The sequence below is a fragment of the Streptococcus sp. HMSC066E07 genome (assembly GCF_001814695.1).
GTDB lineage: Bacteria > Bacillota > Bacilli > Lactobacillales > Streptococcaceae > Streptococcus > Streptococcus hominis.
On record NZ_KV817446.1, the window covers coordinates 1 to 13630 of the forward strand.

A 13630-nucleotide genomic window follows, 5' to 3' on the forward strand; every position below is an offset into this window, starting at 1 on the left:
GTCGCGAGTTCGATTCTCGTCACCCGCTTTGAACGGAGATGTTCACACCAAGTTTTTGAACTTGGGCGCGTAGCTCAGGTGGTTAGAGCGCACGCCTGATAAGCGTGAGGTCGGTGGTTCGAGTCCACTCGTGCCCATAATATTTTTGGAGAATTACTCAAGAGGCTGAAGAGGACGGTTTGCTAAATCGTTAGGTCGGGTAACTGGCGCGGGGGTTCGAATCCCCCATTCTCCGTATGTAAGGAGTGTAGCGATAGCTATCTCCTTTTCTGTTATCTGTGAATCTTGTGTGATAGATATTGTATCTATTTTGGAGTAGAGTGAATCATATGAAAAAATCCAAATTTCTTATTATGACTGCTGTTTTGATAATAATAACTTCTGTACTTTTGGTTACTACTCGTTCTTTAGGTGTGGTGAATGCAACTTCTAATGTTGTTTCTATTTTGGATAATATTATTTCAAAACCATTTAATTTTTTGGTGGATGTTAAATCGGATTTGACTGATTTATCACGGACATATAAAGAAAACAAGCAATTAAAAAAAGCTTTATTTAAAGCAGAAGAACAATCTGCTGATTCAGCTTCATTAAAAGATGAAAATGCTCAATTAAGACAGCTATTAGAAATGAAAAATCTTTATGAGTCAAAAAAAACGGTTTCATCTGATGTTATTACGCGTATGCCGGTTTCTTGGTTATCTGAATTAACTGTCAATGCTGGTCGTCAAAATGGGATTCAAAATACAATGCTAGCGGTGGCAAATGGTGGCTTGATTGGTAGTGTGAAAGATGTCGCTTCTCATTCTAGCCGAGTAAATCTTTTAACCAATAATAAAAATGTTGATAATATTTCAGTAAAAATTCAAACGGAGACAAGCACAATTTATGGTGTGATTGTTGGCTACAGTAAAGAAAAATCTGCTTTTATTATCAGTCAGTTAAATAGTTCGGATACCATTAAAAAAGGTGAGAAAGTTGTGACCAGTGGTTTAGGAACGTACAACATTCCTAATATTCCGGTTGGAACAGTCCTTTCTGTTACTGAAAAATCGGACCATTTAACAAAAGAAGTCTTTGTAAAACCAAGTGCGGATTTGTCAGATATTCGTGTGGTGACATTAGTAGGAAATTGATATGAAATTTTTTAAAAGCTACATTTTACCCTTTTTGGCTTTATTTGTTGTGATGTTAGTAGATGGCCATCTTTCAAATCTTTTGACTAATTTATTTCCAAATAATATCCACTTACTAAGTCATCTTTTGCTTATCTTTATTTTGTATATTTCGATAAATCTTTCAGAAAATACTAATTTTATCATGTTGCTGTTAATTGGTTTGTTGTATGATGCATATTATTTTCATATTATCGGCATTTCGACACTATTGTTGCCTTTAGCGGGGATTGTTATTAGTAAATATAATTCTGTTTTGATGTCTAATCGAGTTAGTCGCTTTTTAACAGTTGCCATTTTAGTATTTTTCTTTGAGGTGGCTACGTTCGCTTTGGCAAATGTTACCCATCTAATTCAAATGTCTTTTGCAGATTTTGTCGTTTATACAATTGCTCCGACAATGGTCTCAAATTTACTATTCTTTTTGTTGCTTCAACCAATTTTGGAGAAGATATATTTATGATAAGATTTTATGATGAATTGGAAATAGAAATGTAATAAAGGCGTAACATACTCAGCGCCTTTTTTTGTTATACTTATAATTGTCTTATTGAATAGGAGTATAATCATTTATGAAGAAAAAATTACTTACATCAATCTTATTAAGTACAATGGTTCTTGCACAGGGAGCGTCTCTTGTAAATGTACATGCAGATTCTACTGATGACAAGATTGCTGCACAAGATAGTAAAATTAATAGTTTGAATGATCAACAAAAATCAGCTCAAGCTCAAGTAGATCAAATTCAAGCTCAAGTTTCATCTATTCAATCTCAACAAGAAAAATTGAAAGCTGAAAACGAAAAACTTCAAGCTGAATCAACAAAATTATCGGCTGAAATCGAAACGTTGTCTAAGAATATTGTAGCGCGTAATGAATCATTGGCTAATCAAGCACGTAGTGCTCAAACGAGCGGTACGGCTACAAGCTATATCAATACAATTGTAAATTCAAAATCAATTACAGAAGCTATTTCACGTGTTTCTGCTATGAGCGAAATCGTTTCAGCAAACAACAAAATGTTGGAACAACAAAAACAAGATAAAAAAGCTATTTCTGAAAAACAAGTAGCCAATAATGAAGCGATAAATACTGTTATCGCAAATCAACAAACACTTGCAAATGATGCAAAAACATTGTCTACTAAGCAAGCTGAACTAAAAGCAGCGCAGTTGAATCTTGCTGCAGAAAAAGCAACTGCTGAAGGTGAAAAGAACTCATTGTTGGCACAAAAAGCAGCAGCACAAAAGGCAGCTGAAGAGGCAGCAGCACAAGAAGCAGCTTATAAAGCACAACAAGCAGCGCAAGAACAAGCTGTAGCTTCTTCTGCTAATACAAGTTTTGCAGCCCAAGTACAAGCTGTAAACAACAATAGTGGTGCAGCAGCTACTCCAACTCAAACAAATGTGACGCAACAAGCAGCAACTACTACTAGAACTGTGAGTCGTCCTACATATAGTTCATCTGCTTCAACTTATCCAGTTGGTCAATGTACATGGGGAGCAAAAACATTAGCTCCGTGGGCTGGTGATTATTGGGGTAATGGAGCTCAATGGGCAGCAAGTGCGGCTGCAGCTGGTTTCCGTACAGGTTCAACACCTCAAGTAGGTGCAATCATTTCATGGAACGATGGTGGTTATGGACACGTTGCTGTTGTAACAGCTGTTCAATCAGCTACAAGTATTCAAGTATCTGAAGCAAACTATGCAGGTAATCAAGCTATTGGAAATTATCGTGGTTGGTTCAATCCAGCTGCTGCAGGACAAGGTTCATTTACTTACATCTATCCAAATTAATGAATAGAAAGATAAAAAGCGCATCTTGCGTTTTTTATTTTTGATTGAAAAATTCACTAAAAAGGGTTACAATGTTAGATGGAGAAATTTGTAACTGATTTACAAAGAAACGAATATATACTGGAGGAAATCATGTCGTTTTCTGATTTAAAGCTCTTTGCTCTTTCGTCTAACCAGGAACTGGCTGAACGCGTTGCTCAAGAGATTGGTATGGAGCTTGGGAAGTCAACTGTGCGCCAATTTTCTGATGGGGAGATTCAAGTAAATATCGAAGAATCTATCCGCGGAAAACATGTTTTTATCTTGCAGTCAACGAGCTCGCCCGTCAATGATAATTTGATGGAAATTTTAATCATGGTGGATGCTTTAAAGCGTGCAAGTGCTGAATCAATCAATGTTGTAATGCCTTATTATGGCTATGCTCGTCAAGACCGAAAGGCACGTGCTCGTGAACCAATTACTTCAAAATTGGTTGCAAATATGTTGCAAGTGGCTGGTGTTGATCGTTTGCTGACAATTGATTTGCATGCGGCTCAAATTCAAGGATTTTTTGATATTCCAGTAGATCATCTTATGGGGGCTCCTCTCATTGCGGATTATTTTGAACGTCGTGGGATGACAGGTAGCGATTATGTAGTTGTTAGTCCTGACCACGGTGGTGTGACGCGCGCTCGTAAATTAGCTGAATTTTTGAAAACACCGATTGCTATTATTGATAAGCGACGTAGTGTAGATAAGATGAATACGAGTGAGGTAATGAATATCATCGGTAAAGTGGAAGGCAAAACTTGTATTTTAATTGACGATATGATTGATACAGCTGGGACAATTTGCCATGCTGCTGATGCGCTTGCTGAGGCAGGTGCGGTAGAAGTTTATGCAAGCTGTACTCATCCAGTACTTTCGGGTCCTGCTATGGATAATATTCAGAAATCAGCGATTAAAAAATTGGTCGTGTTAGATACAATTTATTTGCCGGAAGAGCGTTTAATTGATAAAATTGAACAGATTTCGATAGCTCATCTTTTGGCAGAGGCAATTGTGCGTATTCATGAAAAACGCCCCCTTTCGCCATTATTTGAAACTTTAACGGCTCTTTAATGTAAGAATATCTAGATAGGAATCACTCTGATAGCTGGAGTGATTCTTTTGCTTCAATCAGATGATAAGTGATGAATTTTCTCAATATTATGATATTTTTGCTATGACTTAGGTTTTATAGTATAATAGTTCTATCAGATTTTGGAGGTAAGATATGGATTTGGCGAAACGTTTTAACAAAAATTTAGATAAAATTGAAGTTTCTTTGATTCGGCAATTTGATCAATCTATTTCGAGCATCCCTGGAGTTCTTCGTTTGACATTGGGAGAGCCTGATTTTACAACTCCAGATCATGTAAAAGAGGCTGCAAAAGCGGCGATTGATGCAAATGAGAGCCATTATACAGGCATGAGTGGGTTGTTAGCATTGCGTCAGGCAGCTAGTCAATTTGTGAAAGAAAAATACAATCTTTCTTATGACCCTGAAACAGAAATTTTAGTGACAATTGGAGCGACAGAAGCTCTATCTGCGACATTGACAGCTATCTTAGAAGAAGGAGATAAGGTACTGTTGCCTGCACCTGCTTATCCAGGATATGAACCAATTGTGGATCTTGTGGGAGCAGAAATTGTCGAGATTGATACCACAGAAAATGACTTTGTTTTAACACCTGATATGTTGGAAAAAGCGATTTTAGAGCAAGGAAATCAGCTTAAAGCAGTGATTTTAAATTATCCAGCTAATCCGACAGGAGTGACTTATTCACGAGAACAAATGACTGCGTTAGCCGATGTATTGAAAAAGTATGATGTCTTTGTTGTTTGTGATGAAGTGTATTCTGAGTTGACTTATACCGATCAGCCACATGTATCTATTGCAGAATTTTTACCGGAGCAAACGATTGTGATCAATGGTCTGTCTAAATCGCATGCGATGACAGGTTGGCGTCTAGGCTTCACCTTTGCTCCAGCTGCTTTTACGGCTCAATTGATTAAAAGTCACCAATACTTGGTGACAGCTGCAAACACGATGGCTCAATTTGCAGGAGTGGAAGCATTGACAGCAGGTAAAGATGATGCAGAGCCGATGAAAAAGGAATATATTGAGCGTCGCGATTACATTATCGAAAAGATGACGGAGCTGGATTTTAAGATTATCAAACCAGATGGTGCATTTTACATTTTTGCCAAGATTCCAGCTGGCTACAATCAAGATTCTTTTGCTTTTTTAAAGGATTTTGCACAAAAAAAAGCGGTTGCTTTCATTCCTGGTGCTGCTTTTGGTCAGTATGGGGAAGGTTATGTACGTCTTTCTTATGCGGCCAGCATGGATACGATAAAAGAAGCTATGAAGCGACTTAAGGAATATATGGAGGAGTATGCTGAAATCCATCACAAGTAAAGGTTTGGTTCTCTATAATCGTAATTTCCGAGAAAATGATAAACTGGTCAAAATTTTCACAGAGCAAGCTGGTAAGCGAATGTTTTTCGTGAAACATGCTAGAAATTCTAAGTTGAATCCGGTTGTCCAACCATTGATAGTGGCTGATTTTTTGATGAAAATAAATGATGACGGTTTGAGTTATATCGATGATTATCAAGAGGTTACGACTTTCCAGCATATCAATCATGATTTGTTTACAATGGCTTATGCGACTTATGTGGTAGCTCTAGCGGACGCTAGTATTCAGGATAATGAAATAGATTCGGCTCTCTTTGCTTTTTTGCAAAAAACGTTGGAGCTGATGGAACAGGGCTTGGATTATGAGGTACTGACCAATATTTTTGAAATTCAAATTTTGTCACGTTTTGGAATTTCTTTGAATTTCCATGAATGCTGCTTTTGCCACCGTGTAGGGTTGCCGTTTGATTTTTCTTTTACTTATAACGGTGTTTTATGCCCGGAACATTACAACCAAGACGAGAGACGGAGTCATCTGGATCCTAACATTCCTTACTTATTAGACCAATTTCAAGCGGTTCAATATAGTGAACTGGAGACCATTTCTTTGAATCCTGAATTGAAAAGACAATTGCGAAAAGTGATTGATCAAATTTATGAAGAATATGTTGGGATTCATCTAAAGCCCAAAAAATTTATTGATTCTCTGGGAGACTGGGGAGAAATATTAAAGAACAAGGAGTCGAAATGAAAAAAATAGCAATTGATGCCATGGGTGGCGATTATGCTCCACAATCTATCGTAGAGGGAGTCAATCAAGCACTGAACGATTTTTCGGATATTGAAGTCATTCTTTATGGAGATGAAGCAAAAATCAAGCAGTATTTAAAGGCAACTGAGCGGGTTCGTATTGTTCATACAGATGAAAAAATCAATTCAGATGATGAGCCAACTAAAGCAATTCGCAAGAAGAAAAATGCCAGTATGGTGCTAGCGGCAAAGGCAGTAAAGGATGGAGAAGCTGATGCCGTTCTTTCTGCCGGAAATACGGGAGCGCTTCTGGCTGCGGGATTTTTCATTGTTGGTCGTATCAAGAATATTGACCGTCCGGGTTTGATGTCCACATTACCAACGACAGATGGCAAAGGCTTTGATATGTTGGATTTGGGGGCTAATGCGGAAAATACAGCTCATCATTTGCATCAGTATGCTATTTTAGGGTCATTTTATGCTGAAAATGTCCGTGGAATCAACCAACCACGTGTAGGGCTTTTAAACAATGGGACAGAAGCAAGTAAGGGGGATCCCTTGCGGAAAGAAGTGTATGATTTGTTAGCAGCGGACGCCTCGCTAAATTTTATTGGAAATGTGGAAGCGCGTGATTTAATGGATCATGTAGCAGACGTTGTGGTAGCGGACGGCTTTACAGGGAATGCTGTGTTGAAAGCTATGGAGGGAACAGCCATGGGAATTATGAGCCAGCTTAAAAAATCTATTTTAGATGGTGGCTGGAAAGCAAAACTAGGTGCAATGTTACTGAAAGATAGTCTAAAGTCTTTGAAGAGTAGTTTAAATTATTCTGATGTAGGCGGTGCTGTTTTGTTTGGAGTGAAAGCACCTGTTGTTAAAACACATGGAGCGAGTGATGCAAAAGCGGTTTACAGCACGATTCGTCAAATTCGTACAATGTTGGAAACGGATGTTGTAGGAAAAGCAGTAAATGAATTTTCGGGAGAGGCAAAATGACAGAACAAAAAATTTATGAAAAAATTGTAGAAATTATTCAGGATAGTCGTGGTGAGGAATTTCAAGTTTCTCAAACCCTCAGTTTGAAAGATGACCTGCAAGCAGATTCTGTTGATTTGATGGAATTTATTCTAACTGTGGAGGATGAATTTGGCATTGAAATTTCAGACGAAGATATAGATGAGTTGAAGAATGTGAGTGATGTTGTCGCTTGCGTGCAGAAAAACTTGAACAGAGCATAAAAACGAACATTTTATTGACTAAATAAAGTAAAATATGAGAAAACAGCTGAAACCCCAGCTGTTTTTTGGTGTTTGCGAATATTGTACGGTATTTTCTTGAAAATCCTTTTTGAATATGATAGACTTAAGTCAGAAAAATGTGAAAGGCGAATATTAAAATGACAGGTGATTTGTTATATTCGGGAAAAGCTAAAGATTTATTTTTGACAGATGATGAAAATCTTATTATTGCACATTACAAAGACCAAGCGACCATGCTTAATGGTGCTCGTAAAGAGACGATTAAAGGTAAAGGCGTTCTTAATAATCAAATCTCATCTTTCATTTTTACGAAATTGAATGAAGCAGGTGTGGCAACTCACTTTGTTAAACAATTGTCAGAAACCGAACAATTGAACAAAAAAGTGGATATCATTCCGCTTGAAGTTGTTTTGCGTAATGTCACTGCAGGCTCATTCTCAAAACGCTTTGGTGTTGAAGAAGGAATTAAATTAGATACTCCAATCGTTGAATTTTACTACAAAAATGATGATTTGGATGACCCATTTATCAATGATGAACACGTAAAATTCCTTGGTATTGCAAGTGATGAAGATATTGCTTATATCAAAGCAGAAACACGTCGTATTAATGACCTTTTGAAAGATTGGTTCAGCCAAATTGGTCTGAATTTGATTGATTTCAAATTGGAATTTGGTAAAGACAAAGATGGCAACATTATTCTTGCGGATGAATTTTCACCAGATAACTGCCGTCTTTGGGATGCTGAAGGTCACCACATGGATAAAGATGTTTTTCGTCGTGATTTAGGTAGTTTGACAGATGTTTACGAAGTTGTCCTTGAAAAACTCAAAGGGCTTAACTAAAAACTGTGATTTCTAATTAAGTAGAAAGAAGAATTCTAAAAAGGGTAAAAAATGAATAAACGAATTTTCGTTGAGAAAAAATCAAATTTTAACATTAAGGCTCAGGCGCTTGTTAAAGAACTCAAACACAATCTTCAATTAACGAGTTTAACCGATTTGCGTATTATTCAAGTGTATGATGTGTTTGGCTTGGCAGATTCGCTTTTTGAGCGTGCTGAAAAGCACATCTTCTCTGAACAGGTAACTGATACTATTTTGGCTGAAAGTGATGTGGTTGCTGAACTTGCTAACTATACTTTCTTTGCCATCGAATCACTTCCAGGTCAATTTGATCAGCGTGCGGCTTCATCACAAGAAGCATTACTCCTTCTTGGCAGCAGTAATGATGTAACGGTTAATACAGCTCAACTTTATCTTGTTAACAAAGATATTGATACAGCTGAACTTGATGCGGTTAAGAATTATCTTCTTAATCCAGTAGATTCTCGTTTTAAAGATATTACGACAGGAATTGCACCGCAAGCATTTTCAGAGTCGGACAAAACGATTCCAAATCTTGATTTCTTCAAGACTTATACAGCGGCTGAATTTGCTGATTATAAAACTGAGCAAGGTTTGGCAATGGAAGTGGATGACCTTGTCTTCATCCAAGATTATTTCAAATCCATCGGGCGCGTGCCAACGGAAACAGAATTGAAAGTGTTGGATACTTACTGGTCAGACCATTGCCGCCACACAACTTTTGAAACTGAGCTGAAGCATATTGATTTCTCATCGTCTAAATTCCAAAAACAATTGCAAGCAACTTATGATAAATATATTGCTATGCGTGCTGAACTTGGACGTTCTGAAAAGCCGCAAACGCTTATGGATATGGCAACTATTTTTGGTCGTTACGAGCGTGCCAATGGCCGTTTGGATGACATGGAAGTATCAGACGAGATCAATGCTTGTTCGGTTGAAATCGAAGTTGATGTGAACGGTGTTAAAGAACCATGGCTTTTGATGTTCAAGAATGAAACACACAATCACCCAACAGAAATTGAACCATTTGGTGGTGCCGCAACGTGTATCGGTGGTGCAATCCGCGACCCATTGTCAGGACGTTCTTATGTTTATCAAGCAATGCGTATTTCAGGTGCTGGTGATATTACAACACCGATTGCTGAGACGCGTGCCGGCAAATTGCCGCAGCAAGTGATTTCTAAGACAGCGGCACATGGTTATTCTTCATATGGGAATCAAATCGGTCTTGCCACAACTTACGTTAAAGAATACTTCCACCCAGGATTCGTCGCTAAACGTATGGAACTTGGTGCCGTTGTCGGTGCAGCTCCTAAAGGGAATGTTGTCCGTGAAAAACCAGAAGCAGGCGATGTGGTAATCCTTCTTGGCGGTAAAACAGGTCGTGACGGTGTTGGTGGTGCAACTGGTTCATCTAAGGTCCAAACCGTTGAATCTGTTGAAACAGCTGGCGCAGAAGTTCAAAAAGGGAATGCTATTGAAGAACGGAAGATTCAACGTCTTTTCCGCAATGGTAATGTGACGCGTCTTATTAAAAAATCAAACGACTTTGGTGCTGGTGGTGTCTGTGTGGCAATTGGTGAATTAGCTGACGGTCTTGAAATCGACCTTAACAAAGTGCCTTTGAAATACCAAGGGCTTAACGGAACTGAAATTGCCATTTCTGAATCACAAGAACGTATGGCTGTTGTGGTTCGTCCCAAAGATGTTGAGGATTTCGTGGCAGAATGTCATAAAGAAAATATTGACGCGGTAGTGGTTGCCACAGTTACTGAAAAACCAAATCTTGTTATGACTTGGAATGGTCAAACAATCGTTGATATTGAACGTCGTTTCCTTGATACAAACGGTGTGCGTGTGGTGGTTGATGCAAACGTTGTGGATAAGGATGTTGCCCTTCCTGAGGTGCGTACAACATCAGCAGCAACACTTGAAGCAGACACAGTGAAAGTTCTGTCTGATCTTAACCACGCTAGTCAAAAAGGGTTGCAAACTATCTTTGACAGCTCGGTTGGGCGTTCAACAGTTAATCATCCAATCGGCGGTCGTTATCAAATCACACCAACAGAAAGTTCAGTTCAAAAACTTCCTGTTCAAAACGGTGTCACAACAACAGCATCAGTTATGGCACAAGGGTTCAACCCTTATATTGCGGAGTGGTCACCTTATCATGGTGCAGCTTATGCTGTTATCGAAGCAACAGCGCGTTTGGTGGCAACAGGTGCGAATTGGTCTAAAGCACGTTTCTCTTATCAAGAGTATTTCCAACGTATGGACAAACAAGCTGAACGCTTTGGACAACCAGTTTCAGCTCTTCTTGGTTCAATCGAAGCGCAATTGCAACTTGGTTTGCCATCAATCGGTGGTAAAGACTCCATGTCAGGGACTTTTGAAGAATTGACAGTACCGCCAACATTGGTTGCCTTTGGTGTGACAACAGCAGATAGTCGTAATGTTCTTTCGCCAGAATTTAAAGCAGCTGGTGAATACATTTACTACATTCCAGGGCAAGCTATTTCACAAGAGATTGATTTTGATTTGATTAAAGCTAATTTTGCTAAATTTGAAGCGATTCAAAAAGCACACCATGTCACATCAGCTTCAGCTGTTAAATATGGTGGTGTGATTGAAAGCTTGGCACTTGCAGATTTTGGTAACCATATCGGTGCAAAAGTAGAGCTGGTAGAGCTTGCGACTAGCTTGACAGCACAACTTGGCGGTTTTATCTTTACATCTGCTGAAGAAATTGCTGATGTTGTGAAAATCGGTGAAACAAGATCTGACTTTACACTTACTGTCAACGGTGTCAACCTTGCAGGAGATAAACTTTTGTCAGCCTTTGAAGGCAAACTCGAAGACGTTTACCCAACTGAATTTGAACAAAGTACAAAACTTGAAGATGTTCCGGCAATTGCTTCAGATGCAGTGATTAAAACAAGTAAGAAAGTAGCAGAGCCACTTGTTTACATTCCAGTCTTTCCTGGTACAAATTCAGAATATGATTCAGCAAAAGCTTTTGAACAAGCTGGAGCAAAAGTGAATCTGGTACCATTTGTGACACTTGATGAAGCAGCAATTGAAGCATCTGTTGACACAATGGTTGACAACATCTGTAAAGCAAATATTATTTTCTTTGCAGGAGGTTTCTCAGCCGCTGATGAACCAGACGGTTCTGCTAAATTCATCGTTAACATCTTGTTAAACCAAAAAGTCCGCGCAGCGATTGATAGCTTTATTGAAAAAGGCGGGCTGATTATCGGTATCTGTAATGGATTCCAAGCGCTTGTGAAATCAGGCCTACTTCCATACGGTAACTTTGAAGAAGCGACCGAAACAAGTCCGACACTCTTCTATAATGATGCCAACCAACATGTGGCGAAAATGGTTGAAACACGTATTTCCAATACGAACTCACCTTGGCTTGCCGGTGTCAAAGTTGGTGATATTCATGCAATCCCAGTATCACATGGTGAAGGGAAATTTGTCGTAACAGATGAAGAATTTGCAGAACTCCGTGACAACGGACAAATCTTCAGCCAATACGTGGATTTTGATGGCAAACCAAGCATGGATTCTAAATACAATCCAAACGGCTCTATTAATGCGATTGAAGGGATTACCAGCAAGAACGGTCAAATCATTGGTAAAATGGGACATTCAGAACGTTATGAAGACGGTCTTTTCCAAAATATTCCAGGAAATAAAGACCAACATCTCTTTGCAAGTGCTGTGCGTTACTTTACAGGGGAATAATACTCGTCAAATATCAAAAGAAACTATGATTTCGGATTCTTTTGATAATGATTGAGCATAAAAATGACAGAAAAATAAGAGGAAATGTCAGTGACATACGAAGTTAAATCTCTAAATGAAGAATGTGGTGTTTTTGGGATTTGGGGGCATCCTCAAGCAGCTCAAGTGACTTATTTTGGACTTCACAGTCTTCAACACCGCGGTCAAGAAGGTGCTGGTATTGTCACAAACGATAAGGGCAAACTTCTTCAGCACCGTAATACTGGTCTTCTTTCAGAAGTATTTAAAAATCCTGCTGATTTGGAAAAATTAACAGGAACTGCTGCTATTGGTCACGTTCGCTATGCGACTGCTGGCTCTGCGTCTATTAATAATATTCAACCATTTCTTTACAACTTTACAGACGAGCAATTTGGGCTTTGCCACAATGGTAATTTGACAAATGCAGTATCATTGAAAAAAGAATTGGAAGACCAAGGGGCGATTTTTAATGCCTCATCTGATACTGAAATTCTAATGCATTTGATTCGCCGTAGCCATAATCCTGAATTTATCGGTAAAGTCAAAGAAGCGTTGAACACTGTCAAAGGTGGCTTTGCTTATCTTTTGATGACAGAAGATAAATTGATTGCTGCGCTTGACCCAAATGGTTTTCGTCCCTTGTCAATTGGGCAAATGGCAAATGGTGCTTGGGTAGTATCAAGTGAAACGTGTGCCTTTGAAGTGGTTGGTGCCAAGTGGATTCGAGATGTGAAACCTGGTGAAATGGTTATTATTGATGACAATGGCATTCGGTACGATACCTACACGACGGATACTCAGCTTGCTATCTGTTCAATGGAATACATCTATTTTGCACGACCTGACAGTGATATTTATGGTGTCAATGTTCACACGGCTCGTAAAAATATGGGGAAACGTTTGGCACAGGAATTTCAACATGAAGCTGATATTGTCGTTGGTGTACCGAATTCATCACTTTCAGCAGCGATGGGATTTGCTGAAGAATCAGGTCTCCCAAATGAAATGGGCTTGGTGAAAAATCAGTACACACAACGTACTTTCATTCAACCGACACAAGAGTTGCGTGAGCAAGGTGTTCGCATGAAGCTCTCAGCCGTATCTGGTGTTGTTAAAGGTAAGCGCGTGGTCATGGTTGATGATTCTATCGTGCGTGGAACTACATCACGCCGTATCGTTCGTTTGCTTCGTGAAGCTGGTGCGACAGAAGTTCATGTGGCAATCGGTAGTCCAGAATTGAAATACCCATGTTTCTACGGTATCGATATTCAAAATCGTCGTGAATTGATTTCAGCTAATCATACCAAAGATGAAGTTTGTGAGATTATCGGTGCTGATAGCTTGACTTACTTGTCAATTGACGGTTTGATTGAATCAATCGGTCTTGATACAGATGCGCCTAATGGTGGTTTGTGTGTGGCTTACTTTGACGGTAAGTATCCAACACCACTTTACGATTACGAAGAACCTTACCTCAAAAGCTTAGAAGAAAAAACAAGCTTCTATATTCATGAAGTTAATGAAAATAAATAGAACAGTTTAATAGCTCTGCTATTTCCAAAAA

Annotated in this window: 11 protein-coding genes and 2 tRNA genes; all 13 read left to right on the forward strand. The window is 38.9% G+C overall.

Annotated features, from left to right (window positions below; translation table 11 throughout):
- Nucleotides 1-63 precede the first annotated feature (63 nt).
- The 13 genes from HMPREF2984_RS04970 to purF all read left to right on the forward strand — a co-directional run bounded on the left by HMPREF2984_RS04970 (nucleotide 64) and on the right by purF (nucleotide 13599).
- Nucleotides 64-137: transfer RNA gene (locus HMPREF2984_RS04970), tRNA-Ile, on the forward strand.
- Nucleotides 138-147: 10 nt separating this feature from the next.
- Nucleotides 148-235, forward strand: a tRNA-Ser gene (locus HMPREF2984_RS04975).
- Between the two features lie 94 nt (nucleotides 236-329).
- Nucleotides 330-1136 carry a rod shape-determining protein MreC gene (mreC, locus tag HMPREF2984_RS04980; RefSeq protein WP_049533225.1) on the forward strand — a complete coding sequence of 269 codons (807 nt, stop codon included), beginning with the start codon at nucleotides 330-332 and terminating at the stop codon, nucleotides 1134-1136.
- A gap of 1 nt (nucleotide 1137) precedes the next feature.
- The gene (mreD, locus tag HMPREF2984_RS04985) at nucleotides 1138-1638 is read left to right on the forward strand and encodes a rod shape-determining protein MreD (protein WP_049533226.1); all 501 of its coding nucleotides are present in this window, start codon (nucleotides 1138-1140) and stop codon (nucleotides 1636-1638) included.
- A gap of 109 nt (nucleotides 1639-1747) precedes the next feature.
- Nucleotides 1748-2971, forward strand: a complete 1224-nt coding sequence (gene pcsB / locus HMPREF2984_RS04990; protein WP_003040856.1) for a peptidoglycan hydrolase PcsB — start codon at nucleotides 1748-1750, stop codon at nucleotides 2969-2971.
- Between the two features lie 132 nt (nucleotides 2972-3103).
- Entirely contained in the window at nucleotides 3104-4072 is a 969-nt protein-coding gene (locus HMPREF2984_RS04995) for a ribose-phosphate diphosphokinase (RefSeq protein ID WP_003040848.1), read from the forward strand.
- A 154-nt stretch (nucleotides 4073-4226) separates the two neighbouring features.
- The gene (locus HMPREF2984_RS05000; protein ID WP_070670640.1) at nucleotides 4227-5414 is read left to right on the forward strand and encodes a pyridoxal phosphate-dependent aminotransferase; all 1188 of its coding nucleotides are present in this window, start codon (nucleotides 4227-4229) and stop codon (nucleotides 5412-5414) included.
- The gene (gene recO, locus HMPREF2984_RS05005; RefSeq protein ID WP_070670642.1) at nucleotides 5392-6165 is read left to right on the forward strand and encodes a DNA repair protein RecO; all 774 of its coding nucleotides are present in this window, start codon (nucleotides 5392-5394) and stop codon (nucleotides 6163-6165) included. Before HMPREF2984_RS05000 ends, recO begins: the two co-directional genes overlap by 23 nt.
- A complete protein-coding gene (gene plsX, locus HMPREF2984_RS05010) occupies nucleotides 6162-7160 on the forward strand; it encodes a phosphate acyltransferase PlsX (RefSeq protein WP_070670644.1) in 999 nt (332 codons plus the stop codon). The genes recO and plsX overlap by 4 nt, the downstream gene beginning before the upstream one ends.
- Complete coding sequence (locus tag HMPREF2984_RS05015; protein WP_070670646.1) at nucleotides 7157-7402, forward strand: acyl carrier protein; 246 nt, start codon at nucleotides 7157-7159, stop codon at nucleotides 7400-7402. The genes plsX and HMPREF2984_RS05015 overlap by 4 nt, the downstream gene beginning before the upstream one ends.
- A 158-nt stretch (nucleotides 7403-7560) precedes the next feature.
- Nucleotides 7561-8268 carry a phosphoribosylaminoimidazolesuccinocarboxamide synthase gene (gene purC, locus HMPREF2984_RS05020; RefSeq protein WP_003032064.1) on the forward strand — a complete coding sequence of 236 codons (708 nt, stop codon included), beginning with the start codon at nucleotides 7561-7563 and terminating at the stop codon, nucleotides 8266-8268.
- Nucleotides 8269-8319: 51 nt separating this feature from the next.
- A complete protein-coding gene (locus HMPREF2984_RS05025; protein ID WP_070670648.1) occupies nucleotides 8320-12045 on the forward strand; it encodes a phosphoribosylformylglycinamidine synthase in 3726 nt (1241 codons plus the stop codon).
- Between the two features lie 90 nt (nucleotides 12046-12135).
- Nucleotides 12136-13599: an amidophosphoribosyltransferase gene (gene purF / locus HMPREF2984_RS05030; protein ID WP_070670717.1), complete on the forward strand. Its 1464-nt coding sequence runs from the start codon at nucleotides 12136-12138 to the stop codon at nucleotides 13597-13599.
- Nucleotides 13600-13630: the final 31 nt, after the last annotated feature.